Here is a 25,961-nt window from a genome sequence, read left to right on the forward strand (position 1 = left end):
AGCCGATACATCGGGGTCATGTGGCCTACGTCGGCGAGCTGTTGGGCCGCTGCGACAGCCTGACGGTCGTGGTGGTGGCCAACGAGACATCCACCGAGGTCGCCGGGGTGTCCCCGGTGCCCGACTTCTCCGCCGTGGTCGACCAGCACCACGTGGGGGAGAAGAACCCGTGGCCCTTGTGGCTCAGGCGGCTGATGGTCGTGGAGACCTTGGCCGCCGCCTATCCGGACGCGCCGCTGACCGTACTGGCGGGGCACCGGCTCGACCTCGACTGGGAGCTGTACGACCAACTCCTGCCGCCGGACAGGGTGTTCGCCGTCCCCAGCCGGGACGACTTCGAGGACGCGAAGGCCGCCGCCTGGCGCTCGCTGGGGCAACGGGTACTGCGTGTGGATGTCGCGGGCCTGCCTGTTGTCTCCGGTACCGAGGTACGGCGCCGCATGGCCGCGGGCGAGGACCTCGATGCCGTCCTCCTTCCTCGTACCCGAGAACTTCTCCAGGGCCATGCGGGCGCGGGGTGCGGCGCCTTCGGCACAGTTAAGGATGTTCAGTGAACCAGCTCAGTCCCGCGGCGCGGCTGCGCGCCGCCATCGCCTCCGCAGAGCGCCCCGCCGTCATCGTCGGCGCGCACAACCCGGTCAGCGCCTCCCTCATCGAGACCGCGGGATTCGACGGGGGATGGATCAGCAGCCTTGAGATGTCGCTCGTCCACGGGGTGGAGGATCGCAACCTGCTCGGCGTTCGCGAGGTGGCCGACAGCATCCACTACATGCGCCAGGCCGGTGAGCTGCCGCTGGTGGTCGACGCGGACAACGGCTACGGCTCCGTGGAGACGACCAGGCGCGCGGTCCGCGAGTTCGAGGCGGCGGGAGCCTCGGCCGTCTGCCTGGAGGACTCGACCTTCCCGAAGGTCAACAGCTTCCGCGACGGCGACAGCGACCTGCTGGACGTGGCGGAACACCAACGTCGTATCGAAGCCGCCAAGTCGGCGCAGCGCGACCCGGACTTCCTGGTGATCGCACGGACCGAGGCGATGATCCGTGGTCGCGGCATCGACGAGGCGATCCGCCGGGGGCAGGCCTATGTGGAAGCCGGAGCGGACCTGATCCTGTTGCACAGCCGGGAGGCAGGCGGCGAGCAGGCGCTGGCCGCGGCCGCGGCATGGCAGTCGGACGTCCCGCTGGTCACCGTTCCCACGGCCTTCCCGGAACTGACCCCGGCCGAGCTGCACCGGCACGGCTTCTCGCTGGTGATCTACGCGAACCAGGTGCTGCGGGCCTCTGTGAAGGCCATCCAGGACCTGCTGCAAAGGGTCCGTGACGCCGACCGCATCGAGGAGGGGTGCGTGCCGATGGGGGACTTGTTCAAACTCGCGTCGAGCTACGCCTCCTGATGGGCACCGACCCAACTCGGCCGGTCGTGCTGGTACTGACCAGGATGGATCCGCGGCTGTTCGATCCGGTGCGGTCCGTGGCCGATGTCGTGCTGGCGGCGAGCGTGGAGGCTGCCCCGGCCGCCGCTCGGGACCGGTGCCGGGTGGTGGTGCTGCGTTCCGAGTGCTCGTTGCGGCTCCCCTCCCTGGACCTGCTTCCGCGGCTGACCGATGTCGTCCGTCCCGGTAGTGGCACGGACAACATCGACCTGGTGGAGCTTCGCCGCCGGGGGATCAGCCTGCACTGCAACCCGGACGCCAGCGCGGGGTCGGTGGCCGAACTCGCCCTCGCGGCACTGACGTTGCTGTGCCGTCAAGTGCCGCTCGGCCACGCCCTGCTACGGTCCGGTGTCCACGACAAGCACCGCCTGATGGGAGAGCCGGTCACCGCGCTGAACCTGACGGTGTGGGGGGCCGGACCGGTCGGACGGGCGGTGGCCAGGCGCGCCGTCTCCATGGGCCTGGAGACCAGGTTCGTGGCGCACCCCTCGGTTCCGGCCGACCTGCCCCAGGCCGAGCGCGCGGTAGCCCTTCGGGAGTGCGATGCGCATGTGATCGCGCTGCCGCTGCGCGACTCCACGGTCGGTGTGGTCGATGCCGCGTGGTTGCGGCAGGCAGCGGACCGGCGCCCTTACCTGGTCGATGTCAGCCGCTTCGGTATCTGCGTGCTGAGCGCGGTGGAGGAGGCGCTGAGCGCCGGAGCACTGCGGGGGTTCTTCCTCGATCCCGTGGACGCTGAACACGCCGAACAGGTACGGCGGTTGCTCGAACGAGTCGGCGACCGAAACGTACTGGTCTCGCAGCATCAAGGGGCCCAGCGCTCCGACATCAGGGCCGAACTGAACCACTGGGCGGTCTCCCGGGTACACGCGGCGCTCACCCGGGACACCTGATGCGGCGGCACATCACCGGGGGACTCAGAGCTTGGTCGCGGGACCTTCCGGCAAGGCCTCCGCCGGTACCTGGGCGGCGCGGCGCAGCGCCCACCGGGTGGTGACGGGGACGGTCGCGCCGAGTGCCAGGAAGAGCACGCACAACTCCGACCAGCCGAGCGTCCCATGGCCCACCGCGACAGAGACGACCAGGAACGGCCCGATGATGTCCCGACCCGCGAATCCGACGGTGAACCCACCCTGATAGCTGCCCTGCGCATCGGCGCGCGCCAGACCGAAGGAGATCCCCCACCCCCCGGCGGACGAGAGCAGTTCACCGTAGGTGAGGGCGAGTGTCGCCGCGATCAGTACGGCGGTCGCCCACACCGGGGTAAGCCAGGCGGCCGGAGCCAGCAGCAGACAGGCGGCACCGGTGGCGACGCCGGAGATCGCCAGGGCGCGGGCCGCTGTGGCGACGTCCTCGGAACCGCGGCTCACCCGCACCTGGAGGAGAACCGTCAGAACGGTGTTCGCGAAGAAAAGCAGCGAGATAAGTGCCCGGGGGGCGCCGGTGTGCAGGGATATCCATACCGGGATCCCGACCATGAGCACGGTGGAGTTCACGCCCAGAAGGCCGTTCAGAATTCCGAGGCTGAGATAGGGCCAGTCGCTCAGTACACCGGGGCCACGCTTTGCCGCGGTCTTGGGAGCGGTCGTGGTGCGGGGCAGCATGGCGGTGGTTGACGCGAGCAGGAGAAAGGACAGTGAGTTTCCGAATATAAGGGCCAGGTAGAGGCTGCGGCTATCCGCCTGGAGGGCGGTGCTCGCCGCCAGTGTTCCCGCGGATATCCCGACGTTGAAAACGCTGCGCAGATACGCCTGGACCTTCACCCGCGACGCGCTGTCGACCACGCCGGCGAGTAGGGCGGCGCGCACCGCCTGGCTGCCCCGCTCGGCGGCCGAGAAAAGACTGGCGACCACCAGGAACCCGGGAAAGGAGTGGACCAACGCATAGCAAGCCATCAACGCGGTCTGCGCGAGGGCCAGCCCGATCGCCACCTCGCGCGGGCCCTTTCGGTCGGCCAGGTGCCCCAGCGGTACGGCCGCCAACAGCCCGGTGACACCGGCGACGGAAAGCCCGATGCCCACCTGCCCGGCGCTCAGCCCCACCGACCGGGTGAAGAACACCACGCTTCCGGTCACATACAGGCCGAAGCCGACGGAGTCGATCAGCGTGCCCACTGCCAGAAGGCGTGCGACTCTGGTCTCGGGCAGCAAGTTCCGGAGTTTTCGGTTCCGCATGGCATCCTCCTGGGAAAATGACGGCCAGTACGCTATGTCGGGAGCATGGCGGTCCGGCTCAGAAAAAACCGGAGATTACCGGGCCCGGTGATGTGAAATACGTCACAGGGGATATCGTCGGGCCTGCCGGAGGAATTTGCGAAAATCTTCCCGGTGCTTTTCTTGGTGCGTTGCGGGGATGTGGCACGGGTCGGCCGACCGCGCGGCGGCATTGGCTGGTTTTCCCGGTTCTATTGGAGAAGGGGCCGAACTGGTGGAGTGTTCCAACCTCCTTGAGGCGGTGGTGGACACGGCGGCGGAGAGTCCGGACCTGCCCGCCGTCATCGACCGTGACGGACGCGTGGAGTACGGGCGGCTGGTCGGCCGTGCGCATGCCCTCGCCGATGAGTTGCGAGCGCTCGGTGTCGGCCCGGGGGATCGGGTGGTCCTCGCCGTACCTCCGGGGCGGGACGCCGTCGCGGGCGCGCTGGCGTGCTTCATGTCGCGCGCCGCATACGTGCCGATCGATCCGGCCCAGCCCACCTCACGCATCCAGGCCATGGCGGAAGCCTGTTCGCCCGCCGCCAGGATCACCTCACCGGGGCTGCTCCCCGACGACAGCCGGACCCTCAACGTCGCTTCCGGGGACCGGGCTTGGCGCGACGTGAAGCCGCCCGCGGATCTCCGCTATGACCGACCGCGCCCCGACGACGTCGCCTACGTGATGCACACTTCGGGAACCACCGGCACGCCGAAGGGCGTTCAGGTCGAACACCGCGGCCTGCTCAACCTGCTCGCCGATGTGGACCGCAGAGCCCCGGTGTGCCAGGGCCACCGCGGCACCTGGTGGACGAGCCCCAGCTTCGACGTCTCGGTCTGGGAGACATGGGGACCACTCAGCCGCGGGGGCAGCGTCACAGTCGTGCCCGCGGACGACCGGCTCGACGCCTCCCGATTCCTGGAGTTCCTGCACACCTCCCGCGCGCACAGTGCTTACGTCCCGCCCGCGTTCCTGCCGGACCTGCGCGAGTTCCTCCGTTCCCAGCCAGGCCACTGCACGCTGTTGACACGCCTGCTGGTGGGGGTGGAACCGATCCCGCTCGGTCTGCTGCAGGACATCGCGCGAGCCCGCCCCAACCTGACCGTCGTCAACGGATACGGCCCCGCGGAAACCACCATCTGCTGCACGCTGTTCACCGTGCCCCGGCACGGTGGCTCACCCGAGGAACGCACCCCGATCGGCACGGCGGTCAGGGGAAACCGCCTCTACCTCCTGGACGGCGAGGGGCGCCTCGCCACAGGTGACACCGGCGAACTGCTCGTCGCCGGGGCCGGGGTCGCCCGCGGCTACCTGGAGTCGGCTGGCAGCCGAGCGCACGGCTTCCGTCCGGCCCCTGACGGCCCGCCCGGCACGCGGGCCTATCGGACCGGAGACCTGGTCCGCATCCGCCCGGACGGCAACCTGGTGTTCCTCGGCCGCGCCGATCGCCAACTCAAGGTCCGGGGCTACCGCATCGAGCCGGGTGAGGTCGAGACGGCACTGCGGTCGGTGACCCGGTTGCGCGAGGCCGTGGTCGCCCAGCGAGAGATACCCGGCTCCGGTTCCGCGGTCGTCGCCTACCTCGTCCCCGAACGGAGCGAACGGGCGGACACCGGGGAGATCCGGCGCCATCTGCGCGCCGTGCTCCCGGACTACGCGATCCCGTCCGTCATCTGGCTCCTGTCAGCCCTCCCGCAGACCAGCAACGGGAAGACCGACCACGCCGCCCTTGCCCAACTGCCGCTTCCCGCCGCCGATCCCGAGCCGTCAACCGCCGAGGCGGACAGCGCGGTCAGGCCGAGCCGTCTCGATGACGTGCTGAGGGTCTGGGCAGCCCTGCTCCCCGAGCCGCCCACTGATGGTGCCGCCTTCGTCGAACTGGGCGGGACCTCGCTCTCCGCGGCCCGGGCCGCCGCGGAACTCAGAACGCTCACCGGCACGGCGACCTCCGCCGCCGACGTCCTCAGTGCCGCCTCCGCCCATGAACTGGCGGTACGGCTGGCGACCGCCGAGGGAACGGCAGACGCCCGGCCACCGGCGAACGGGACGCGCGGCCGGATGGCCGGACCGCTCAGCCCCAGCCAGTTGGGCCTGTGGATGCACGACGAACTCCGTCCCGGCGACGCGACCTACCTCGAACCCCTCTGTTTCGAACTCCGGGGAGCACTCGACGAGGACCGTCTGGCGCACGCCGTCGCCGCTGCCGGGGACGCCCATCCGGCCTTCGGCGCGGTGGTCGAACGCGACGGTCGCACCCGGCGCCTCGTCCTGGGCCGCAACCCGGTCCGGCTGGAAGTCCGGGACCTCGCCCCCGGCTTGGACGACGAGGAGATACCCGACCTCCTCGTCACGGAAGCGCGAAAGCCCATGGACCTGTCGTCGGGCCCCCTGTTGCGCTGTCTGTTGCTACGCAGGCGACCCGACCACCACCTCCTGCTCCTCGTCTGGCACCACCTCGTCACGGACGGTTGGTCCACCCGGCTCTTCCTGTCGGATGTGGCGCGCTGCTACCGGGACCCGGCGGCGGTTCTGGACACCTCCCCGACCACCATCGTCGACCTCAACCACGAACGCGCCGAGCGGCTGCGGGCGGCCGCCCACCGGTCCCGGTTGCGGGATGTCTCCGAAATGCTCGCCGACACCCCTGTCCACATCGAAACCAGCTCCCACGGCCAGCAGTCCGATGCCACCGTCCCGCACCCGGCAGCCGCTCTTCCCTTCCATGTGGACCGGGGACTCATCGGCCCGCTGACCGCCAAAGCGCGGTCCCTGCGCGTCACCCCGTTCACCATGGTGCTCGCCGCGTACCAGCACGCGTTCGCCAGCGCGGTGGGCGTGGAACGGTTCATCCTTGGATGTGCCGTCTCCGGCCGCTCCGAGCCGGGGTCAGAGAAGGTGGCCGGGTTCCTTGTCGACACCGTCCTCGTGCCGTGCCGAAGAATTGACGGTTCGTCAGCCAAGGACCGGCTGCGTGCGGCGGCTCGTGCCTTCGAGCGCGCGGCAACTGCCCAAGAGGGTCTCCCGCTTCCGTCTGTCGTCCACCAATTGCGCCAGGACGGACGACGCCTGCCAACGGTGTTCCCCCAGCTCTACCTCAGCCTGGACGAGGACTACGAACTCGACCTCGGCACTCCCACCGCGACCGCGGTTCCGGTCTCCTGGCCGCGCGCCAAGTTCGACGCCTCGCTCTCGCTGCGCCACGGTGCCCAGCACATCGAGGGAGCGCTGGAATACTCCACCGCCTTCCTGACGCCACAACAGGCGTTGAGTCTGCGCGAGGCGTTTACCGAGGAACTGATCACGCTGGCGGAAGGACGGCCATAACGACGATCAGGCCAGAGGTAGTCCGCCGGTGCCGCACCCGGATGCTCCGGCACGCGGCGTCGGCGGACGATCGGACCCCTCGCCCGCGCTCGGGCCGTGCCGATTGTGAACGGAATACTGTGCGCAGATGGCGATGGCACCAGAATGTGAGACAAGGGCCTTGGCCTCATTGACGTGGCTGATTTTCGCTGTCACCGTTTCGGGTGTGAGCCCCTCGGATGACTTCGCCGCACGCCTGCACGTCGATCTGCGACGCCAGGCGAGCGCCATCTGTGCCACCGGCCATTAGAGCTGCCTTTCGCGCGGCTGCCGCGCTGTTCCTGAGCGACATCACATCACGGTGAACGTACGCGCCCTGTTTTAGGGCGAGTTGACGTTGCGTTCCCGTGCGCTGCTTTCACCGCCACGCGCGTGTTTCCCTTTCCAGTTTTCGCACCTCAGGTGGCTTGTTCGACCCAAGGTGCTTCCTGCTGCCCTGGAGTCAGCCGTGACATCTGTTCTTGCCATCGCGCGCGCCATGTCGTCCCGGGCTGCTTCCCGCTCGACAGCACCTTTGCAAACCCAACTCGAACAGGACTTCTCCATGAGTCAGTTGACGTCCCCGTCGAACCGACGGCAGTTCCTCACCCTGCTGGGCCTCTCGGCGGTCGCGGTCGGCTGCGGCACGTCGGCCGGGGAGGGCTCCTTGGGCACCGGACAGACCAAGACACTGCGCTACCAGGGCTGGGCCGGTCAGGTCACCCCGCCGGAACTGGCCGAGGACCTTGGCTTCCTGGGAGAGGTGAAGCTGCGGTGGATCGGCAACACGACCAGTGGGCCGCAGGACATCCAGTCGGCCGCCACCGGCCAGGTGGACTTCGGCGGCGCGTTCAACGGCGCCGTCGTCAAGCTCGCCTCGCACCAGGCGCCCATCAAGGCCGTCATCAGCTACTACGGCGTCGACCTGCTGGAGTACAACGGCTTCTACACGTTGCGGGACAGCCCGATCCGCACGGCGCGCGACCTGATCGGCAAGAAGGTCGGGATGAACACCCTCGGCGCACACGACGAGGCGATGCTCGACATCTACCTGCAACGCCATGGTCTGTCGCAGGAAGACATCAAGAAGGTCGAACCTCTGGTGCTGCCTCCGGTCAACACCGAGCAGGCGCTGCGCCAGAAGAACATCGACGTCGCCGTCCTCGGCGGCATCCTGCGCGACAAGGCCCTCGCGACCGGGGGAGTGCGGGCGCTGTTCACCGACTACCAACTTCTGGGTGCCTTCTCGGCCGGGACGTACGTGATGACCGACCGGTTTCTGAAGCAGAACCCCGACACCTCGCGCACGTTCGTCACGGGCGTCGCCCGTGCCATCGAATGGGCCCGCAACACCCCGCGCGAGCAGGTCATCGCCCGGATGACCGAGATCGTCAAGAAGCGGGGCCGCAACGAGGACACCGCACCGCTGCGGTACTGGAAGTCCTTCGGCGTCGCCGAGACCGGCGGCCGCATCACCGACAAGGAGTTCCAGTTGTGGATCGACTGGCTCAGCGGGCGCGGTGACATTCCCAAGGGCCAGGTCAGGGCGTCCGACCTGTACACGAACGTGTTCAACGCGTACCGCGTACCGCCAGCCTCGCCGTCCTCCGTGACCTCCCCGTCCACCACCGCCAGCCGGAGCGGGAGCTGATACCCCATGACACACACTGCCACGCCGAAGATCGAGTTCGAGCAGGTCCGCAAGACGTTCCCCGCCCGGACCGGCTCGGCCGGGCGCCGCACGCGGGACCGTGGCGCGGATGGCGAGTTCACCGCACTCGATGGCGTCAACCTGCGTATGAACGCGGGTGAGTTCGTCGTCGTGGTCGGTCCCTCCGGTTGCGGCAAGTCGACATTGCTGGATCTGCTGGGCGGGCTCGCCCGGCCGACGGGCGGACGGATCCTTCTGGACGGTCAGCCGGTGACCCGGCCGGGCCTGGACCGCGGCATCGTCTTTCAGCAGTACGCCCTGCTGCCCTGGCGCACCGCCCTGGGCAACGTCGAGTTCGGGTTGGAGGCGACCGGGGTGCCGCGGCGCGAGCGCGCCTCCCGCGCCCGGGAGTACCTGGATCTGGTCGGGCTCGCCGGGTTCGAGAGCCGCCACCCGCACGAGCTGTCCGGGGGCATGCGCCAGCGGGTCGCGATCGCCCGCTCGCTCGCCTACGACCCCGACGTCCTGCTGATGGACGAGCCGTTCGCCGCGCTGGACGCCCAGACCAGGGAGTCCCTCCAGGACGAGTTGCTGCGTATCTGGCAGCGCACCGGCAAGACCGTCGTCTTCATCACCCACGGCATCGAGGAAGCCGTCTACCTGGGCCAGCGGGTGGCCGTCATGACCTCAAGGCCCGGTCGCATCAAGCAGGTTGTGCCGATCGCGTTCGGCTCCCGCACGGCGACGGACGACCTGCGTTCCAGCCCGGAGTTCGCACGGTACCGGCACGAGATCTGGACGCTCCTGCACGACGAGGTGACCAAGGCCCAGCTACTGGAGAAGGAAGAGGTCGCGGTATGAGCACGGCAAGCGATTCGACCGCGCGGCTCGCACCGCCAACGGCGGTGGCAGCCCCGGCGCGGGACGCCGAAGCGCCCCCGCCCCCCGTACCGGACGCCGAAGGGCCACCCGCCGACCTGTCCGCTACGCCTTCGCGGCGCGGCGGTACTGTCGCGCCGCGTTTGCTGCGTGCCGTGCTGACAGGCGTCACCAAGTCCGTTGCGATCCTCGCCCTCCTGCTTCTGTGGGAGCTGGCACCTCGTCTCAGCCTGGTGGACCGTACCTTCCTGCCGCCGTTCAGCGAGGTCGCCCGCGCCTGGTGGGGGCTGGTCACCGACGGTCAGCTCGCCACCAACGCGCAGGCCAGCCTGGTGCGTTCGTTCAGCGGCTTCGGGCTCGCCGTGGCCGTTGCCGTCCCGCTGGGCCTGCTGATCGGCTGGTACCGGCCGGTGGCCGATCTGCTGGGCCCGTTGCTGGAGGTCTTCCGCAACACCGCGGCGCTGGCCCTGCTGCCGGTGTTCGTGCTGCTGCTGGGCATCGGTGAGACGTCGAAGATCTCCATCGTGGTGTATGCCTGCACCTGGCCGATCCTGCTCAACACGATCAGCGCGGTGCGCAACGTCGATCCCACGCTGCTGAGGCTGGCGAGGTCCATGGACCTGTCCGCCCCGCGGCTGTTCCAGAAGGTGATCCTGCCGTCCTCCGTGCCGACGATCTTCACCGGGATCCGGCTCGCCGGGGCGGTCTCCATCCTCGTCCTGGTCGCCGCCGAGATGATCGGCGCCAAGGCGGGTCTCGGCTACCTGATCAACTCCTCGCAGTACAACTTCGCGATCCCGCAGATGTACGCGGGGATCATCACCATCTCCGCCATCGGCGTGGCCTTCAACCAACTGCTGGTGGCCGTGGAACGACGCCTCAGCTCCTGGCGCGTGCCCGTCGGCTGACGGCCGAAAGGCCTTGCCGCCCCGCCCCCTATGGACGGCGGGCACCACGATGCCGCCTGGCGGCACTGGAGGACTTCGTGGACCACGTCGAGCGTGAGGCTCGGGACCGCGCCTCAACTCCCGCTCGGCGCCAAGGCGACTTCCATGCCCTTTACCTCCTGACACACATCGAACTCCCGAAAGGAACCCGTCCATGAGTACCAGTACAGGCTTCGACATCCGCCGGATCGGCGGACGCATCGGCGCCGAGATCCTCGGCGTTGACCTCTCCGCCGACCTCGACCCGGTGCTCGTCACCGAGATCAACGCGGCTCTGCTGCAACACAAGGCACTTGTCTTCCGTGGCCAGAGCCTGGACGACGCCGCGCAGTTGCGCTTCGCCGCACTCTTCGGTGAACTGACCACCGCCCACCCCACCGTCCCCTCAGTGGACGGCCAGCCCAACATCCTGCCCGTCGACGGGGACGAAGGCATCCGCGCCAACCACTGGCACACGGACGTCACCTTCGTCCGCACACCCCCGAAGGTGTCGACCCTGCGCGGCATCGTCGTGCCGCCCTACGGCGGCAACACGCTGATCGCCAACTCGGCCGCGGCCTACCGCGACCTGCCGGAGCCGCTGCGCGAGCTGGCGGACAAGCTGTGGGCGGTGCACACCAACGACTACGACTACGCCGCGCCGAAGAGCGAGAGGGCCGCCGAGCACCGCAAGCAGTTCGTCTCCCGCAAGTACCGCACCGCTCATCCGGTGGTGCGGGTGCACCCCGAGACAGGGGAGCGCGGATTGTTCATCGGCGGCTTCGCCCAGACCATCGTGGGCCTCGGCCCCTCCGAGTCCCGCGATCTGCTGCGCATCTTCCAGTCGTACGTGACGCGCCCGGAGAACATCGTCCGGGTGGCCTGGACACCGGGTGACCTCGTGCTGTTCGACAATCGCATCACCCAGCACTACGCCCCCGACGACTACGGCGACCTGCCGCGCCTGCTGCACCGGGTGACCGTCGCGGGGGACGCCCCGGTAGGCGTCGACGGCACCCAAAGCCGTGTCATCGACGGCGACGAGGCGTCCCACTACACACCCGCTGCGGCCTGACGAACCGATGCGGACAGGGGCGGGAACCGGTCAGACCGGGTCCCGCCCCTCGGGGCCAGGAGCACGGTGCGGGCGGCTCGTCGTCAGCTCCTGGGAGGGGACGGGTCTTCCTCGGGGGCGAGGTGTGGACGGCGGGAGCGGACGCGGCGTGCCCGTGCCGGATAATGCGGTCATGCGGATCTCGGCCAGGGCGGACTATGCGGTGCGGGCTGCCGTGCAACTCGCTGCGGCTTCGCAGACCGCCCCGCTCAAGGCGGAGGCGATCGCCGAGGCCCAGCAGATCCCGCACAAGTTCTTGGAGGGCATCCTCAACGACATGCGCCGAGGTGGGCTCGTGGCGAGCCAACGAGGTCTGCGCGGCGGCTACCGTCTCGCTAAGCCGCCCGAGTCCATCAGCGTCGCGGACGTCATCCGCGTCGTCGACGGACCGTTGGTGTCGGTGCAGGGGGTGCGCCCGCCCGACCTGACGTACTCCGGCCCGGCCACGTCGCTGCTACCGCTGTGGATCGCCCTGCGGGCCAATGTCCGCCAGATTTTGGAAGGCGTCTCCCTCGCGGATGTCGTCTCCGGACAGTTGCCCTCCCACGTCATGGCACTCGCAGACGACCCGGCCGCCTGGACGAACCCTTAGCGACCAGCGGGCCGCATCCATGACCACTGTCCCGCCTGTCGATACAGGCGTGTCCACCTGATGGATCCCCCCTTGCTCACACCGCCTCGCACACGCAAGCTAATCCCTACTAAACCAATAGGGAAAGTAGGCAAGGGGGAGGCTGGCCGTGAGGGCGCTGGTTCCGTACGACCCCCGGGGGCGGCGATGAGCGGCACCGCGACCGATGCCGTCGTCGCGAGCGAGGACTTCTGGCAGCGCGTCGCCGACGAAGTCGGGGACGACCTGGCGGTCGACGCCCTCGACCGGGACAGGGCTGGCAAGCCGCCGGACGACGAGGTGGCGCGGCTGCGCGAATCCGGCTTGCCAGCCGCGCTCGTTCCGCCCGGCGCGGCGGGTGGGGGCATGGCCTGGCAGGGCGCCTGTGCCGTCATTCGCCGGATCGCCGCCGCCGACGGCTCGATGGCCGAACTCCTCGGCCGGCACTACGTGTTGTCCTGGAGCCCCCGGTTCTTCGGCGCCGCACAACGCACTGCCGCGCTGGAAGCCCTCGCCGTACGAGAACAGTGGCTGTGGGCGGGCGAGATCGGCTCGCCGGACCCGTACGGCGACCCATGCCACAACGACGAAGGCGCTTCCCTCACCCTCGTCCCCGCCACCGGCGGCTACCTGCTCAGCGGGCACCGAGCCCTGGCCACGGCGATCACCGTCGCCGACCGGCTCGTTCTGCACGCCACCTGTACCGCCACGGACGCGACGTTAGTCGTGCTCGTCGATCCGCACCGACCGGGCGTCAGCCGGAGTCTTCGGCACGACCGGTTCGGCCAGCGGCTCGCGGGTGCGGGCACCGTCCACTTCGACGACGTCGTCGTCGGCTTGGACGAGGTGGTCGGAGCGGCCGTCCGCGACGAGGACGTGGTACCACCCTTCGCCGCGCTCGCGCCCATGGCGATGCGGCTCATGCTCGCCCACGTCGCGCTTGGCATCGCGGAAGGCGCGCTGGCGGAGGCAAGGGACCTCAGCCATGTCGCGTTCCGTACCCGGCCGATCGTCAGCGGTTCGGAAACCGCCATGGGCGATCTCCTGCTGTCCTTCGGCCGACTCGCCCTTACCACCACCACCGCATCGGCGGTCATCGACCGCGCGACGGCAGCCATGGCCGGAGCGCTCGGCGCGGGTCGGGGGCTGGATCACCGGCAGTTCACGGACACGGCCGCACATGTGGCGGCCGCCGAAGCCGTCACGGTCGAGGCGGCTCTGCTCACAGGCGAGCGAGTCCTGGAACTCACCGATGCGGAAGGGCTCGACCGATACTGGCGCAACATCCGGACCCTGGTGGGCTCCAGTCCATCCGCTCCCACACTGCGCTCCATCGGCGACCACTTCCTGCACGCCGCGGGCAGCCTCTCGGCACCGTGGAGTTGACGTATGCCCCACGGGGCGACGAGTGGGCGGTTGGATCGCGGCGCCAGCCACTGTCGCTAGCCCAGGAAGCTCAACCGCACCTGCCGCTGCGGGTTGTCGACGTTGGTGTCGACGAACACCACCGACTGCCACGTGCCGAGGGCCAGTTGGCCGCCGAGCACCGGGAGGGTCGCGTGGGGGGCGACGAAGGCGGGGAGGACGTGGTCGCGGCCGTGGCCGGGGGTGCCGTGGCGGTGGTGCCAGCGGTCGTCAGCGGGGAGCAACTCCCGTAGCTGTGCGAGGAGGTCGGTGTCGCTGCCCGCGCCGGTCTCGATCACCGCGATGCCCGCGGTGGCGTGCGGGACGAACACGTTCAGCAGCCCGTCCCGGCCGCGTGCCGCCCTGGTCAGGAACGCCGCGCAGCGGTCGGTGATGTCGATCGCGGCCTCCTGGGAACCGGTGGTCAGGTCGAAGATCTCGCTGGTGAAGTCGTCGGACATGGCTCCATGATTCCCGACCGCGGAGGCGATCCGCCGGATCATGGGGGATGTGTGAGGGCGCGGAGGATATTCCGCGACGCCGCGGAACCCATGGCGAAAGCCGTGCGTTGGACAGGTCGAGGCCCTGCGGTCTCCCCCCGTCCGCAGGGCCTCACCAGTCAACCGGTGGAGTGGCGGACGAGCTCCAGCACCGGTCGCAGACCGTGCGGGCGCTGTTCCACCGGCAGTGGTGGTACGTGGAGGAACGCGCAGCCCAGAGCCGTCGCGCCGCCGTCGGCCTCCTCGCTGTCGCCGATCATCAGGACATCCTCCGGCGCCAGTGCGATCCCGTCACAGGCGATGCGGAAGATCCGTGGGTCCGGCTTCTGAACGCCGTGCTCGAAGCTGAGCACCTGCCCGTCCAGGTAGCGGTCGATGCCGTACCGGCGCAGTACCGGGCGCAGGTCCCAGCCGATGTTGCTCAGCAGCGCGACACGGATGCCGCGCTCACGCAGTTCGGCCAGCACGTCAACCGCGTCCGGGTAGGGCGTCCAGGCGTCCGGCGACATATGGCGCTCGTAGAGCACGTCATACAACTCGGGCCAGGGGAGCGCGGCTTGCCGGGCGAGACCCGTGTACGCCGCCCGGTGCCGTTCCGGGTCCAGATCACGTTCGTCCCACAGCCGCCGCAGACGCTCGGGAACGGTGTGCGGCGGGGCGCCACCGGGCAGTGCGCCGACGTGCTCCAACCGCTCGGCGTGGTACGCGATGTCCTGGTCCGCCGCCGCGATGCCCACCTGCGCCAGCGCCCCGCGCAGCCAGCGCTCGGTCGACTCGATCCTGAACAGGGTGCCGGAGAAGTCGAAGAGACAGCCCTTGATCGTCATGGCGCCAGGTTAGTGTGCCGGACTGAACCGCGGGTTGCCGCGAACGGGACACCTGTTCAGGCCAGACAGAACTCGTTGCCCTCCGGATCCTGCATCACCACCGCGTAGTTGTCGTGACCGTCCGACTCCAGTACGCGCAGCCTGGTCGCCCCGGCCTTCTCCAGCCGTGCCGCCTCGGCCTCGATGCGCTCCCTGCGGATCTCCAGCGGCACCTCGCGGCCGCCGCTGGCGCGGATGTCCAGGTGGAGGCGGTTCTTGACGGTCTTGCCCTCGGGCACCGGCTGGAACCAGATCCGCGGCCCACTGCCGCGCGGGTCCACGATGGATCCGCAGCCGCCGCCCGCCGGGTCCAACTCCCCCTCCGGCACGCCCGCGCTGCGCCAGTACGCGTTCCAGTCGGCGAAGCCGACCGGTGCGGGTTCCGCCTCGTAGCCCAGCGCTTCGGCCCAGAAGCGGACCATGACGGCCGGGTCCGCGCAGTCGAAGGTGAGTTGGAACGGTGTCATCGTCTCCTCCTGCGTCGGCCCCGTCCGGCGGTGGCCACCGCGCGTCACGCGGCGCGGGACGCCCGCCACGGGGCGAGGGCGGCAGCGGTCGCGGTGACGACGGCGGCGCCCAGCAGCCATCCGGCGAGCACGTCGGACGGCCAGTGCACCCCCAGGTACAACCGGGTGAAGCCTACGCCGAGTACCGACACCGCTCCCAGGGCCACGACAGAGGTCCACCAGCCGCCGCGCACCCCGTGCAGTCGCAGCAGCCACACCAGCGTCACACAGGCGACCGTCGCCGCCATCGCGTGGCCGGAGGGGAACGACCCGTCCGTCGCGGTGTCCAGCGGGTGCGGCCAGTGCGGGCGGCCGCGGCCGACGGCGGCCTTCACCGTCACCTCCAGCGCCCAGCCGAGGCCGCAGGCGGCCAGCGCCCACAGCGCCTGGCGGCGTTCGCGCAGCCACAGCAGCACGGCCGCCGCCGCGGCGGTGAGCAGCCGCATCGTGGTCGGCCCCCACACCCAGTTGGTGAGGTCGAGCGCGAGCCGGGTCCATCCCGGGTGGGCCAGGGCGATGCCGTGCAGTGCGGAATCGATGCGTCGATCGAGCGGCAGCGCGCCGCTGACCAGGACGAACGCCAGCGGTACGGTGAAGCCCGCGGTCAGCGCGGCGGTCCAGGCCAGGCAGCGGGTGCTGGGGGAGCGGGGGGTGGTCGGCACGGCCAGGATCGTACGAGACCGTGCTGTGGAGGCGGACGCTACGACAGGGCGCCGAGCCCCGGGCCGAAGGTCACCAACAGCGGTACGGCCGGTAGCAGCAGCGCCAGCGCCGACATCCGCATCCGGCGGCTGAGGGGCAGCCGTGGGGCCGGGTCCAGCAACCGGTGTACCCGGCCCGGGAGTTGGGCCAGCGGCGTCGGGCAGGGGCCGAATACCCCGCGGTGCTCGTTGAGTTCGACCAGCGCCAGGGCGGTGGTCAGCCGCCCGAAGCGGCGCGAGGCGACATCGTCCGCGGCCAACTCGACCAGTCGGTGCACCTGCTGGCAGAAACCTTCGAACACCGGCACCTGCGGGAAGCCCGCGGCGAGCGCGTACGCGCAGTGCAGCAGCCAGTCGTGCCGGGCCCGCGCGTGCCCCTGTTCATGTGCGAGTACGGCGTCCAACTGCCGCCCCTTGAGGCGCCGCAGAGCCGCGGTGGTGATCACCAACTGCGGCTGCGGACCGGACAGCCACCAGGCGTCGGGTCGGCCGCCCTCCAGCACCACCAGGCGTTCGCCGTCGGAGGGGAGTTCGCCGGGCAGCCTCGGGGAGCGTACGAGGAGTTCTCCGCGCCGCTGGCGGCGCCGTGCGCGGGCGCCGCGCACCTCGCGGGTGAGCATGGCCGCCGACCACGCCCCGCCGCAGGCCAGCAGCGCCGCGAGGGTTCCCGCCCACGGGCCGTACGCGGAGAGCTCGTAGGCGTCCACCACGCCGTGCGGCGCGAGCGCGAACAGGTGCCAGCGCACCGTGGGTGACGCCGCGGAAGCGCACAACGCCATGGCCAGGACGCAGCACAGCAGCACGGAGGCGACCACGCACTGCCACACCCACAGGGCCAGCACTGGTTCCCGGTCCGGCCAGTCGGCCCTGCACAGCAGGCGTGGTGCCACTGCCGCCGCAAGTGCGCCGAGAACCAGCAGCACGAACGGGACCGTCATGGCGCACACACTAAGGCGCCGAGCTACCGATGGGTACGGTCATGGCGGGAAGGTGAGCTACGCCTCACGGCGGGTGGTCCGGCATCTTCGGAGGTCCCGCCGGGCAGGGACCGGGTTGGGTGGTTTCCGGGGCCTTCGCCCCATGTCTTAGGGGGGTGGGGGTCCCGGGGCGACGGATCCCACCCTCGGCTTCGCCGTCGGCGCCTCACATCGTCAGGAGCATGGCGAGCATGCCGATGCTCAGTGAGATCCGGCAGGCCGTGGCCAACCCGGGAGCGGCCAGCAGCGCGGTAGTCGGTGCTGCCTGCGTCTCGGGAGCCGCTGCGGGGAGCATGCGGGCCGCCGTCCACAGGGCGTAGGCCGCGAAGTAGCACAGGAGCAGCGCGGTCAGCGCGGGGATGCCCGGCGTGCCGTGGGACATGTCCGCCATGCCGTCGGAGGCGTGCGACGGCACGGCCATGAGCAGGGCCGTGTAGACCATGGCCGCCGCCTCCAGGGCGTGGTGCGCGCGATGGGGTTCACGGCGGACGAGTATGACGGAGCGTATGGCGATCAGGCCGAAGGCCGCGGCGAACAGCGGTGGCCCCCAGGCCGGTTCGCGCAGGGCGGCACTGGGGACGGCCATCACGGCCATGCCGAGGCCCATGACGCCCTCGTCCCGCGCGGTGCGCCGCTCGCCCGGCGCGGCGGCGCACCCCGCTCTCGTACGCAGCAGGCACGAGACCCCCGTGGCCGAACCGATCACCACCAGCAGCCAGCCCACCAACGGCGGTCCGTGCATGGTGCCCCTCCCCGGTTCGCGCCGCCCCCTCAAAGAGGCTGCCCGCGAGGGTGGGCGCACACCCTGGCGCACGGTGGTACGGCAGGCGCGTGGAAGGGGCGCGCACCGCGCGCCGCTACGTGCCCGGCCGGTACCGGATCGGATGGTCCTCCGGCACCTCCACCACACAGATCCGCACACCGTCCGGATCGGCGATCCACATCTCGATCAGCCCCCACGGCTCACGCTTCGGCTCGCGCAGCACCCGCACACCGCGCCCCGCCAGGCGCTCGCGGGCCGCCTCGGCGTCCGGCACCTGAAGCCACAGCTCCACCCCCGGGGCAGGGGGCGCGTCGGCGTGGCCGGAGACCTCCAGATAACCGCCGCCCAGGAAGAACACCGTGCCGCGTTGCGGGCCCTCGCCGAACTCGCGGTAGATGGCCAGACCCAGGTCATCGCGGTAGAACGCGCGGGACCGCTCCAGATCGGTGGGCCGCAGCAGGACGCGGCTGCTCAGTACGTTGACCATGGGGCGGACGATACGCGCCGGGTTACCCTCGGAACCGTTCGCCACCCGCGCGTCGGAGAGGATTCGCGCCACCATGACCATGCCTGCCCCCGTCTTCCGTACCGCGACGCCGACCGACGTACCGGCTCTGGTGGAGCTCATCGAATCCGCGTACCGCGGTGACTCCAGCCGTGCCGGATGGACGACGGAGGCTGACCTGCTGGACGGGCAGCGCACCGATCCGGAAGGTGTCGCCCAGGTGGTCAACGGCGCCGACAGCCGGATGGTGGTGGTCGAGGACGACGGCGAGCCGATCGCCTGCTGCCAGCTCGAACGCCGCGACGGGCACGCCTACTTCGGGATGTTCGCGGTCCGGCCGTCCCGGCAGGGCGACGGCCTCGGCAAGCTGATCATCGCCGAGGCGGAGCGTTTCGCCCTGGAGGAGTGGGGCGTGGATGAGATGCGGATGACGGTGATCTCGGTGCGGGACGACCTGATCGCCTGGTACGAGCGGCGTGGCTACCGGCGCACCGGTGAGATGACCCCGTTCCCCTACGGCGACGAGCGGTTCGGGGTGCCGCGCCGCGACGACCTGCAATTCGAGCTGCTGGTCAAGAAGTTGGGCTAGCGCGCCGCGGCAGCCGGGCCTGCAGCCGCCCAACCTCGACGATCCGGCGCAGGAAGTGCCGCGTCCGCTCCTCGCGCGGCGCGCCGAACACCTGCTGCGGCGCGCCGCGTTCCAGCACCACCCCGCCGTCAGGCCGTCTTCACAGGAATGAGCGGGATGCCAGCCATCTGCGTGAAGATCGCTCTCGCGGGCGCCGGGTCCGGCGGCTCACGTGCGGTCAGCAGCCGTCGGCTTGGCCATCGTTGGTGTACCAGACGAACTCGCCGTTGCCTGCGCTTTGGGCCCCCGCGTACCGGTCAACGTCGAACCAGGCGTCCCAGCGCTTTTGGGACCAGTTCGCGTTGTAGCCGATGAGGTGGATGCAGCCATGCCAATACCAGCCGTTGAAGTAGGTGTTCGCCCCTGGCGTGTCCCAGCAGTGTCCAGTCCAGGTCTCACGCTGGTTGACGCCGCCGATGCAGACGTGCGACGTGATGTGCCGAGCGTCGTAGAAGGCGATCCGGTAGTTGTTCTCCCGCCAGCTGGCGCCGGCAGCGCTGGCCGGGCGGGTTGACGCCGCGCTGTGTGCCGACGCAGATGCCGCGGCTGCCGGACCGGCGGCCGTCGCCTGAGCGGGCGCTGTCATGCCCAGGGTGGCCAGGCCTGCGAGGGTCGTGGTGGCTGCGAGCGCGGTCATGCGCTTGCGGAGGTTCATGGCTGCGTTCCCTCCCGGTTCGGTCCTGGTGACCGTTTCAGTGGAGCTGACCCTAGGACCGGGTTGGTGGCCTCGTCGTCGTGCCGCGGGTGGAGCTCTGGGTAAACCAGGGGTTGGTCCGCGGCGGGGTGTAACGCGCTGGTTTACGGCGGGGCGCGGGGTGTGTCGCCGCGGATGTGGCCGACCCGGCTGTACGGGCGGCCGGTGGACACGCCGCCGGACATCAGCGGGTGGGAGCCGAGCCAGGCGGCGTGACGGGGCGCGTTCTCGTCCGGGCGTAATGGCCGTGTGCGCCCTACCCGCGGGGCTCCTCCAGCACGGGTTGACTGGGCGTCTCCGGGAGGCTGGCACCGGCAAGCGTCAACTGCCCACGTCAGCACGGTCGTTGATCGTATGTCGGACGTTCGTGAACGCCGCGCTTCGGCTTCCGGGCGCTTGGCGTGCTTGGGGTGCTGGGCGTGCTTGGGGTGCTGGGCGTGCTTGGGGGACTCGGGGGGACTTGCCGCGAGAAGGGCCTCAGCGGCCAGCGGCTACCGCCCGCTTGATGTCGGGTACGTCGGTCGCCGCGCCGTCCAGGCCCAGCGCGCGGGCCAGGGCGAGATCGTTCGGGGTGTTGACGGTCCAGGCCATCACCTGGATGTCCGCGGCGTGGCAGCGCTCCACCACGTCCAGGCTGAGCTTGCGCAGCTCAAGGCTGACGAGTCGGGCGCCCACCGCCTGCGCCCGGGAGACCAGGTCCGGGCCGGTGCGTCCGGCGACCAGTACGGTGCGCGCCTCGGGCAGCAGCTGCCGTACCTCCCACAGCGCCTCGTCGTGGAAGGAGAGCACCGAGACCCGCCCCAGCAGCGCCCGTTCGCGCAGCAGCTCGGCGAGCACCCGGGCCGCCGCCACGTCCTTGATCTCGGCCTGCACGGGCAACCGGGGCACCGCGTCCAGCACCTCCTCGAACACGGGCACCCGCTCGCCCTGACCGGCGTCGAGCTGGCGCAGTTCGGCGAGGGTGAAGTCCTTGATGGCGCCGCTGCCGTCGGTGGTCCGGTCGACCGTCTCGTCGTGCATCACAACCAGTGCGCCGTCCTTGCTCAGGTGCAGGTCGAGTTCGATGCCGTCCAGGCCCTCGCGGTGGGCGCGGACGAACGAGCGCAGGGTGTTCTCCGGCTCGACGCCCATGACGCCGCGGTGGCCGATGGTGAAGAAAGACACGGTGCTACTGCCCTTGGGTCCGGCTTGTCGTGGTGCGCGGTTGCGTGTGGCGAGCCTAGTGGGCAGCGGTGTCGGTGGGGAGAATGCCCGGCGATCAACGGGTGTACCGGCCGCTACCCGGACGAACTTCTTCACAAACTTCTGTCAGCCTGCGGCAACACAGGAAAAACATCGGTCAGGTGGCGGCCTCGCAGGATAATTGTGTGAGAAGCCTCTTGAGGGAAAGAACTTCAGACGGATACGGTGTCTTAACGCAAGGTTCTCCTGTGGAGGAGGGGTCATGAGGGAAAATCTTCTGTCTGTCGCGACGGGTGGTGCCGACGGCGTCGTGCAGCACCCGTCGTGGGCAGTGCTGAAGACGGCGGTCGAGACCATTCGGCCGTGGCAGGAGAAGGACGGTTCCATCGACCTCTCCGCCGACGACGCGCCGGACCGCTCGGCGGTGGAAGCCGAGGTGGCGCGCGTGATCGCCGCCGTGGAGGACCTCGCGCCACTGCTGCCGCACGACGCCGCGTACCACGCCGCGCTCGTGGCGGACCTGCGCCGCTGGGCCGAGAGCGGCTTCGGGGTGCCGGACTTCCTTGACTCCCTGCTGGCCTTCCAGCCCGCCGCCGACCGCCGGGACGGCCTGGAGCACCTGGTCGTCTTCGCGATGTACACCCAGAACGGCAACCCGAACCGCAACCTCGAAGCGGTCGCGCTGCGCGTGGTGTGGCCCGAGTGGCTCGGCGAGCTGGAGCGCACCCGCTACGACAACCCCATGTTCGTGCCCATCACCTTCCAGGACTTCACCAGCGGCTACGACACCAACTCGGCCGTGCTGTTCCCGGAGACGGTCGCGGTACGCGAGGTGCCGGAACGGTTCTCCTGGGGCGGCATCTTCTGCGACCGCGAAGCCGCCCGATTCCGCAAGGTCACCGACGCCGCGGTGCGCACGCTCGGCCTCGAACTGCCCGAGGACGCCGCCCGGCTCATCGCCGACCAGGAGCTCGCCCAGCAGACGTTCGTGCTGTGGGACCTGATCCACGACCGCACGCACAGCCACGGCGACCTGCCCTTCGACCCCTTCATGATCAAGCAGCGCGCCCCGTTCTGGATGTACGGGCTCGAAGAGCTGCGCTGCGACCTGACCGCCTTCAAGGAAGCCGTGAAGCTGGAGGCCGAGGGCTACGAGCACGGCCGCTACGTGCAGTACGCGATCCTCTTCGACCGTCTCTTCCGGTTCCCGGTCACCGGTGACCGGGTGCGCAACTACGACGGTCTCGGCGGGCAGCTGCTCTTCGCGTACCTGCACAAGCACGACGCGGTCCGCTGGACCGACAACACCCTGCGCATCGACTGGCCACGGGCCACCGAGGCCACCAAGCGGCTGTGCGCCGAGATCGAGAAGCTCTACCGGGACGGCATCGACCGGCCCAAGCTGGTCCACTGGCTCGCCGCCTACCAGCTGGTATCCAGCCATCTGGCCCCGCACCCGGCGTCCCGTTGGGCCAAGGGCGCGGACGCCCTGGACCTCACTCAGCCGCCGCGCAAACTCGTGGACGACGTGCTTCCGGACGAATTCCCGCTCAGCATGTTCTATGAGGCACTGGCGAAGAAGCTGCGTGATGTGATCGCCTCGACCAAGGGGATCACGGCGGACAGCGCGGTTCGGGTGGCCGCGTGACCCCGGTGGCGGCCAAGGAGGCGGAGGCGATGGCAGTGGGCAACAACAACGGACCGCTGAGCGGTGCGGTGATCGCGGTGGCCGGGGCGGGCGGACCCGCCGGCAAGGCGACACTGCGGCACCTGGCGGAGCAGGGCGCGCAGGTGGTGGCCGCGGACGCCGACCCGGAACGGCTGGCGGAGGCGGTCGACGCGGCCCGCTACGCCGCGGGCGGCGCCTACGTCACCGGCGAGACGGTCGACCTGCTCGACCCGGCCGCCGCCCGCGACTGGGCGGACCGCACCGAGAAGCAGTACCGCCGCATCGACGGCCTGGTCCACCTGGTGGGCGGCTGGCGCGGCTCCGCGACCTTCCCGGAGACCAAGCTGGAGGACTGGACGGTCCTGAACGACCTGCTGGTCCGTACCGTCCAGCACACCTCGCTCGCCTTCCACGACGCCCTGGTGCGCAGCCCCACCGGCCGCTATGTGCTGATCAGCCAGTCCGGCGCGGCCAAGCCCACCGCGGGCAACGCCGCCTACGCCGCCGCCAAGGCCGCCGCCGAGGCGTGGACGCTCGCCCTCGCCGACTCCTTCCGCAAGGCGGGCGGCGACAGCGGTCCGGTCGCCGCGGCCTCGATCATCGTGATCAAGGCGCTGGTGCACGATGAGATGCGAGCCCAGAAGCCCGACGCCAAATTCGCCGGATTCACCGATGTCAACGAGCTGGCCAAGGCCATCGCGGACGTCTGGACCCGGCCCGCAGCAGAAGTGAACGGAACCCGCCTGTGGCTGACGCCCCAACCGTGACAGAACAGCACGCCACCGACGCCGTCCGGCGGCACGACCCGCACGCGCGCGCCTTCGCCAGTGACAACTACGCGGGCGCGCACCCTGAGGTGCTGGCCGCACTCGCCCTCGCCAACGGCGGCCATCAGATCGCCTACGGCGAGGACGAGTACACCGCGCATCTGCAGGAGGTCTTCCGCCGCCACTTCGGCCCGCGCGCCGAAGCGTTCCCGGTCTTCAACGGCACCGGAGCCAACGTCACCGCGCTACAGGCGGTCACCAACCGCTGGGGCGCGGTGATCTGCGCCGCCACCTCCCACATCAACGTGGACGAGTGCGGCGCGCCGGAGCGCGTCGGCGGGCTGAAACTGCTGCCGGTGGCCACCGAGGACGGCAAGCTCACCCCCGAACTGATCGACACCGAGGCCTGGGGCTTCGACGACGAGCACCGCGCCCAGCCGCAGGTCGTCTCGATCGCCCAGACCACCGAGCTGGGCACCTGCTACACCCCGCAGGAGATCCGGGCGATAGCCGAACGGGCCCATGAACGTGGGATGTTGGTGCATCTCGACGGCGCCCGGCTGTCAAACGCCGCGGCCACACTGGGCGTTCCGTTCGCGGAGTTCACCAGCGACGTGGGCGTGGACATCCTCAGCTTCGGCGGCACCAAGAACGGCCTGCTGTTCGGTGAGTGCGTCGTCGTGCTCAACCACGACCGGGTGCCGACCGCGACGATGAAGTACCTGCGCAAGCTGTCCATGCAGTTGGCGTCCAAGATGCGCTTCGTCTCGGTACAGTTCGAGGCGCTGCTCGCCGGCGACCTGTGGCTGCGCAGCGCCCGGCACGCCAACGCCATGGCGACCCGGCTCGCGGCGGCCGTCTCCGGCATCGACGGGGTGACGGTGGTGCGGCCGGTGCAGTCCAACGCGGTCTTCGCGACCATGCCCCTAGAGGTCACCGAGCGGCTGCAGAAGCGCTTCCGCTTCTACACCTGGAACCAGGCGACCGGCGAAGTGCGGTGGATGTGCTCGTTCGACACCACCGAGGCGGATGTGGACGCCTTCGCGGCGGCGGTCGCCGAGGAGATGGCGGCGGCGTAGTCCGGCGCGGGGATGTGGCCGGTTCGGCGCGGCCGGGCTCTGGCGTGGCCGCTCGCCGTCGCGGCTCAGGCAACGCCCTATGCCCGGCCCGCTGTCGAAGCGGCCGCATCCTCGGCGGTAGGCGCCGTGCCGCCCAGGTGGGCGGGGAGCCACCAGGCGCCGTGGGCGTCCTTCGGGCGGACCGGGTACGCCTGTTGGGCCGACTCCAGCAACTCCTGTACGCGGCAGCGCAGTCGCTCGGTGAGCGACTCGGCGTTCTCCTCGGGCGCCGCGGTCAGCGGCGCACCGACCCGTAGCGTGATCGGGAAGCGGTGCCTGCCGAGCCGCCGCGGGCGGCCCTTCGTCCACATCCGCTGGGTGCCCCACAACGCCATCGGCAGCAGCGGAACGCCCGCCTCCTGAGCCAGCCGTGCGGCACCGGACTTGAAGCTCTTGAGCGTGAACGAACGGGAGATCGTCGCCTCGGGGAAGACCCCGATGATCTCGCCGGACCGCAGCGCCCGCAGCGCGTTCTCGTACGCGTGCACCCCGCGCTCCCGGTCCACCGGAATGTGCTTCATCGCCCGCATCAGCGGCCCGGAGACCTTGTGCCGGAAGACCGACTCCTTGGCCATGAAACGCACCAGACGCTTCGCGGGGCGGGCGGCCAACCCGCAGAAGACGAAGTCCAGATAGCTGATGTGGTTGCTGACCAGCACCGCGCCGCCGCGCCGCGGCACATGCTCGGTACCCGCTATGTCGAAGCGCAGGCCCTGCACCTGGAACATGGTGCGGGCGAAGCCGATGACCGGCGGGTACACGAGTTCAGCCACGTCGGGGACACCTCTCGGGTCGGCGGTTACGCGGCCGTAGGTATCAGGGCCGTCGCAGGATGGTGCCCCGTCAACGCGTGCGTTGTCATCCGCAGTGCCCGCAATCCGGGGAGATTCTTCTCACGTGGCGGCCCGACGCGGCCGTACGCGCACTTCGCGGCCATCGCGGTGGCCGAACGTCGCGTCGCGGAACGCGGCGGCCCGGTGTGCCCGCTGCCGGGGCCGGGAATCATCGCGGGTCCGGTGAACGCTGCACTCGTGCGAGAGGGGAAGATGGTGCCGGTGGCGGGACGGAAGGGACGCGGATGCGGGAGAAGGACGGGGCGCGGTGGCTGACGGCGGCCGAGATCGGTGAGCCGCTCGGCGCGCGGGCCACGCTGGTCCAGTTCTCCAGTGCCTTCTGCGCGCCCTGCCGGGCCACCCGTCGCACGCTGACCGAAGTGGCCGCCATGGTCGACGGGGTGGCGCATGTGGAGATCGACGCCGAAGCCCATCTCGACCTGGTACGCAGACTGTCGGTGGCGAGGACGCCGACCGTCTTCGTGCTCGACGCCCGAGGTGTGATCACGCGGCGCGCCACCGGCCAGCCGCGCAAGGCGGATGTGATCGCGGCGCTCGGTGCGGTGGTGGAGGCGTGAACCGACCGATGCCGGAGCCCGCCGTGATCCACATCCCATATACGGAACCGCCCTTGACGCAGCGCCTCCTGAATCGACAGCCTGACGTTATGTCGAAGGGTGTCCTTCTCCATGAGCGAGCCG

The 25,961-nt window shown here is 70.1% G+C and carries 27 protein-coding genes; 16 read left to right on the top strand and 11 right to left on the bottom strand.

Annotated features, from left to right (window positions below):
* Positions 1–20: 20 nt before the first annotated feature.
* The 3 genes from NON19_RS07430 to NON19_RS07440 are packed head-to-tail and all read left to right on the top strand — an operon-like array spanning position 21 to position 2,325.
* Positions 21–554 carry a hypothetical protein gene (locus tag NON19_RS07430; protein ID WP_255925851.1) on the top strand — a complete coding sequence of 178 codons (534 nt, stop codon included), beginning with the start codon at positions 21–23 and terminating at the stop codon, positions 552–554.
* The gene (locus tag NON19_RS07435; RefSeq protein ID WP_255925852.1) at positions 551–1,393 is read left to right on the top strand and encodes an isocitrate lyase/phosphoenolpyruvate mutase family protein; all 843 of its coding nucleotides are present in this window, start codon (positions 551–553) and stop codon (positions 1,391–1,393) included. Before NON19_RS07430 ends, NON19_RS07435 begins: the two co-directional genes overlap by 4 nt.
* On the top strand, positions 1,393–2,325 hold the full coding sequence (locus NON19_RS07440) for an NAD(P)-dependent oxidoreductase (protein ID WP_255925853.1): 933 nt from the start codon (positions 1,393–1,395) through the stop codon (positions 2,323–2,325). Before NON19_RS07435 ends, NON19_RS07440 begins: the two co-directional genes overlap by 1 nt.
* Positions 2,326–2,349: 24 nt before the next feature.
* On the opposite strand, the gene NON19_RS07445 is transcribed toward NON19_RS07440, so the two are convergent.
* The gene (locus NON19_RS07445; protein WP_255925854.1) at positions 2,350–3,546 is read right to left on the bottom strand and encodes an MFS transporter; all 1,197 of its coding nucleotides are present in this window, start codon (positions 3,544–3,546) and stop codon (positions 2,350–2,352) included.
* 313 nt (positions 3,547–3,859) lie between these two features.
* Here NON19_RS07445 and NON19_RS07450 point away from each other — a divergent pair, with 313 nt between their 5' ends.
* The 8 genes from NON19_RS07450 (at position 3,860) to NON19_RS07480 (ending at position 13,533) form a co-directional block, all read left to right on the top strand.
* Complete coding sequence (locus NON19_RS07450) at positions 3,860–6,949, top strand: non-ribosomal peptide synthetase (protein WP_255925855.1); 3,090 nt, start codon at positions 3,860–3,862, stop codon at positions 6,947–6,949.
* Positions 6,950–7,082: 133 nt separating this feature from the next.
* Positions 7,083–7,238: a putative leader peptide gene (locus NON19_RS33605; protein WP_372514032.1), complete on the top strand. Its 156-nt coding sequence runs from the start codon at positions 7,083–7,085 to the stop codon at positions 7,236–7,238.
* A 294-nt stretch (positions 7,239–7,532) separates the two neighbouring features.
* Positions 7,533–8,618 (top strand): ABC transporter substrate-binding protein, encoded by a 1,086-nt coding sequence (locus tag NON19_RS07455; protein ID WP_255925856.1) that lies wholly within the window; start codon positions 7,533–7,535, stop codon positions 8,616–8,618.
* 6 nt (positions 8,619–8,624) lie between these two features.
* A complete protein-coding gene (locus NON19_RS07460; RefSeq protein WP_255925857.1) occupies positions 8,625–9,479 on the top strand; it encodes an ABC transporter ATP-binding protein in 855 nt (284 codons plus the stop codon).
* Positions 9,476–10,405 carry an ABC transporter permease gene (locus NON19_RS07465; protein WP_255925858.1) on the top strand — a complete coding sequence of 310 codons (930 nt, stop codon included), beginning with the start codon at positions 9,476–9,478 and terminating at the stop codon, positions 10,403–10,405. Before NON19_RS07460 ends, NON19_RS07465 begins: the two co-directional genes overlap by 4 nt.
* Positions 10,406–10,598: 193 nt before the next feature.
* Entirely contained in the window at positions 10,599–11,498 is a 900-nt protein-coding gene (locus NON19_RS07470; protein ID WP_255925859.1) for a TauD/TfdA dioxygenase family protein, read from the top strand.
* Between the two features lie 172 nt (positions 11,499–11,670).
* Positions 11,671–12,129 carry an RrF2 family transcriptional regulator gene (locus NON19_RS07475; RefSeq protein WP_255925860.1) on the top strand — a complete coding sequence of 153 codons (459 nt, stop codon included), beginning with the start codon at positions 11,671–11,673 and terminating at the stop codon, positions 12,127–12,129.
* Positions 12,130–12,315: 186 nt separating this feature from the next.
* The gene (locus NON19_RS07480) at positions 12,316–13,533 is read left to right on the top strand and encodes an acyl-CoA dehydrogenase family protein (protein ID WP_255925861.1); all 1,218 of its coding nucleotides are present in this window, start codon (positions 12,316–12,318) and stop codon (positions 13,531–13,533) included.
* A 56-nt stretch (positions 13,534–13,589) separates the two neighbouring features.
* Here the strand turns inward: NON19_RS07480 and NON19_RS07485 are convergent, their stop codons facing one another.
* The 7 genes from NON19_RS07485 to NON19_RS07515 form a co-directional block, all read right to left on the bottom strand.
* Positions 13,590–14,012, bottom strand: a complete 423-nt coding sequence (locus NON19_RS07485; protein ID WP_255925862.1) for a secondary thiamine-phosphate synthase enzyme YjbQ — start codon at positions 14,010–14,012, stop codon at positions 13,590–13,592.
* Between the two features lie 158 nt (positions 14,013–14,170).
* The gene (locus tag NON19_RS07490; protein WP_255925863.1) at positions 14,171–14,878 is read right to left on the bottom strand and encodes an HAD family hydrolase; all 708 of its coding nucleotides are present in this window, start codon (positions 14,876–14,878) and stop codon (positions 14,171–14,173) included.
* A 56-nt stretch (positions 14,879–14,934) separates the two neighbouring features.
* Positions 14,935–15,384 carry a VOC family protein gene (locus tag NON19_RS07495; RefSeq protein WP_255925864.1) on the bottom strand — a complete coding sequence of 150 codons (450 nt, stop codon included), beginning with the start codon at positions 15,382–15,384 and terminating at the stop codon, positions 14,935–14,937.
* A 44-nt stretch (positions 15,385–15,428) separates the two neighbouring features.
* On the bottom strand, positions 15,429–16,085 hold the full coding sequence (locus tag NON19_RS07500) for a phosphatase PAP2 family protein (RefSeq protein WP_255925865.1): 657 nt from the start codon (positions 16,083–16,085) through the stop codon (positions 15,429–15,431).
* A gap of 38 nt (positions 16,086–16,123) precedes the next feature.
* Positions 16,124–17,062: a M56 family metallopeptidase gene (locus tag NON19_RS07505; RefSeq protein WP_255925866.1), complete on the bottom strand. Its 939-nt coding sequence runs from the start codon at positions 17,060–17,062 to the stop codon at positions 16,124–16,126.
* A 205-nt stretch (positions 17,063–17,267) separates the two neighbouring features.
* Positions 17,268–17,843: a DUF5134 domain-containing protein gene (locus NON19_RS07510; protein ID WP_255925867.1), complete on the bottom strand. Its 576-nt coding sequence runs from the start codon at positions 17,841–17,843 to the stop codon at positions 17,268–17,270.
* A 115-nt stretch (positions 17,844–17,958) separates the two neighbouring features.
* Positions 17,959–18,351, bottom strand: a complete 393-nt coding sequence (locus tag NON19_RS07515; protein ID WP_255925868.1) for a VOC family protein — start codon at positions 18,349–18,351, stop codon at positions 17,959–17,961.
* A gap of 73 nt (positions 18,352–18,424) precedes the next feature.
* On the opposite strand from NON19_RS07515, the gene NON19_RS07520 reads away from it, so the two are divergent.
* Positions 18,425–18,958 (top strand): GNAT family N-acetyltransferase, encoded by a 534-nt coding sequence (locus NON19_RS07520; protein WP_255925869.1) that lies wholly within the window; start codon positions 18,425–18,427, stop codon positions 18,956–18,958.
* A gap of 217 nt (positions 18,959–19,175) precedes the next feature.
* Here NON19_RS07520 and NON19_RS07525 read toward each other — a convergent pair whose 3' ends face one another.
* Both NON19_RS07525 and NON19_RS07530 read right to left on the bottom strand, forming a co-directional pair.
* A complete protein-coding gene (locus NON19_RS07525; RefSeq protein WP_255925870.1) occupies positions 19,176–19,652 on the bottom strand; it encodes a hypothetical protein in 477 nt (158 codons plus the stop codon).
* Positions 19,653–20,168: 516 nt separating this feature from the next.
* Positions 20,169–20,855, bottom strand: coding sequence for a glycerophosphodiester phosphodiesterase (locus NON19_RS07530; protein ID WP_255925871.1), 687 nt, complete (start codon positions 20,853–20,855; stop codon positions 20,169–20,171).
* 280 nt (positions 20,856–21,135) lie between these two features.
* Here NON19_RS07530 and NON19_RS07535 point away from each other — a divergent pair, with 280 nt between their 5' ends.
* Genes NON19_RS07535 through NON19_RS07545 form a run of 3 tightly spaced genes read left to right on the top strand, consistent with a single transcriptional unit; the run spans position 21,136 to position 24,388 of the window.
* Positions 21,136–22,521 carry a DUF6421 family protein gene (locus NON19_RS07535; RefSeq protein WP_255925872.1) on the top strand — a complete coding sequence of 462 codons (1,386 nt, stop codon included), beginning with the start codon at positions 21,136–21,138 and terminating at the stop codon, positions 22,519–22,521.
* Between the two features lie 29 nt (positions 22,522–22,550).
* A complete protein-coding gene (locus NON19_RS07540; RefSeq protein ID WP_255925974.1) occupies positions 22,551–23,309 on the top strand; it encodes an SDR family NAD(P)-dependent oxidoreductase in 759 nt (252 codons plus the stop codon).
* A complete protein-coding gene (locus NON19_RS07545; RefSeq protein ID WP_255925873.1) occupies positions 23,288–24,388 on the top strand; it encodes a threonine aldolase family protein in 1,101 nt (366 codons plus the stop codon). Before NON19_RS07540 ends, NON19_RS07545 begins: the two co-directional genes overlap by 22 nt.
* A gap of 77 nt (positions 24,389–24,465) precedes the next feature.
* On the opposite strand, the gene NON19_RS07550 is transcribed toward NON19_RS07545, so the two are convergent.
* The gene (locus NON19_RS07550) at positions 24,466–25,200 is read right to left on the bottom strand and encodes a lysophospholipid acyltransferase family protein (protein ID WP_255925874.1); all 735 of its coding nucleotides are present in this window, start codon (positions 25,198–25,200) and stop codon (positions 24,466–24,468) included.
* Positions 25,201–25,505: 305 nt separating this feature from the next.
* Between NON19_RS07550 and NON19_RS07555 the strand changes: the two genes are divergently transcribed.
* Positions 25,506–25,838 (top strand): TlpA family protein disulfide reductase, encoded by a 333-nt coding sequence (locus NON19_RS07555; protein WP_255925875.1) that lies wholly within the window; start codon positions 25,506–25,508, stop codon positions 25,836–25,838.
* The last annotated feature ends 123 nt before the right edge of the window (positions 25,839–25,961 follow it).

The organism is Streptantibioticus rubrisoli, from assembly GCF_024436055.1.
Classification (GTDB): domain Bacteria; phylum Actinomycetota; class Actinomycetes; order Streptomycetales; family Streptomycetaceae; genus Streptantibioticus_A; species Streptantibioticus_A rubrisoli.

Coding starts and splice junctions, on each gene's coding strand:
- NON19_RS07470 (WP_255925859.1), top strand. CDS start 10,599: ATGAGTACCAGTACAGGCTTCGACATCCGCCGGATCGGCGGACGCATC.
- NON19_RS07540 (WP_255925974.1), top strand. CDS start 22,551: ATGGCAGTGGGCAACAACAACGGACCGCTGAGCGGTGCGGTGATCGCG.
- NON19_RS07440 (WP_255925853.1), top strand. CDS start 1,393: ATGGGCACCGACCCAACTCGGCCGGTCGTGCTGGTACTGACCAGGATG.
- NON19_RS07505 (WP_255925866.1), bottom strand. CDS start 17,062: ATGACGGTCCCGTTCGTGCTGCTGGTTCTCGGCGCACTTGCGGCGGCA.
- NON19_RS07460 (WP_255925857.1), top strand. CDS start 8,625: ATGACACACACTGCCACGCCGAAGATCGAGTTCGAGCAGGTCCGCAAG.
- NON19_RS07480 (WP_255925861.1), top strand. CDS start 12,316: ATGAGCGGCACCGCGACCGATGCCGTCGTCGCGAGCGAGGACTTCTGG.
- NON19_RS07555 (WP_255925875.1), top strand. CDS start 25,506: ATGCGGGAGAAGGACGGGGCGCGGTGGCTGACGGCGGCCGAGATCGGT.
- NON19_RS07485 (WP_255925862.1), bottom strand. CDS start 14,012: ATGTCCGACGACTTCACCAGCGAGATCTTCGACCTGACCACCGGTTCC.
- NON19_RS07515 (WP_255925868.1), bottom strand. CDS start 18,351: ATGGTCAACGTACTGAGCAGCCGCGTCCTGCTGCGGCCCACCGATCTG.
- NON19_RS07510 (WP_255925867.1), bottom strand. CDS start 17,843: ATGCACGGACCGCCGTTGGTGGGCTGGCTGCTGGTGGTGATCGGTTCG.
- NON19_RS07455 (WP_255925856.1), top strand. CDS start 7,533: ATGAGTCAGTTGACGTCCCCGTCGAACCGACGGCAGTTCCTCACCCTG.
- NON19_RS07495 (WP_255925864.1), bottom strand. CDS start 15,384: ATGACACCGTTCCAACTCACCTTCGACTGCGCGGACCCGGCCGTCATG.
- NON19_RS07520 (WP_255925869.1), top strand. CDS start 18,425: ATGACCATGCCTGCCCCCGTCTTCCGTACCGCGACGCCGACCGACGTA.
- NON19_RS07475 (WP_255925860.1), top strand. CDS start 11,671: ATGCGGATCTCGGCCAGGGCGGACTATGCGGTGCGGGCTGCCGTGCAA.
- NON19_RS07465 (WP_255925858.1), top strand. CDS start 9,476: ATGAGCACGGCAAGCGATTCGACCGCGCGGCTCGCACCGCCAACGGCG.
- NON19_RS07490 (WP_255925863.1), bottom strand. CDS start 14,878: ATGACGATCAAGGGCTGTCTCTTCGACTTCTCCGGCACCCTGTTCAGG.
- NON19_RS07525 (WP_255925870.1), bottom strand. CDS start 19,652: ATGAACCTCCGCAAGCGCATGACCGCGCTCGCAGCCACCACGACCCTC.
- NON19_RS33605 (WP_372514032.1), top strand. CDS start 7,083: ATGGCACCAGAATGTGAGACAAGGGCCTTGGCCTCATTGACGTGGCTG.
- NON19_RS07535 (WP_255925872.1), top strand. CDS start 21,136: ATGAGGGAAAATCTTCTGTCTGTCGCGACGGGTGGTGCCGACGGCGTC.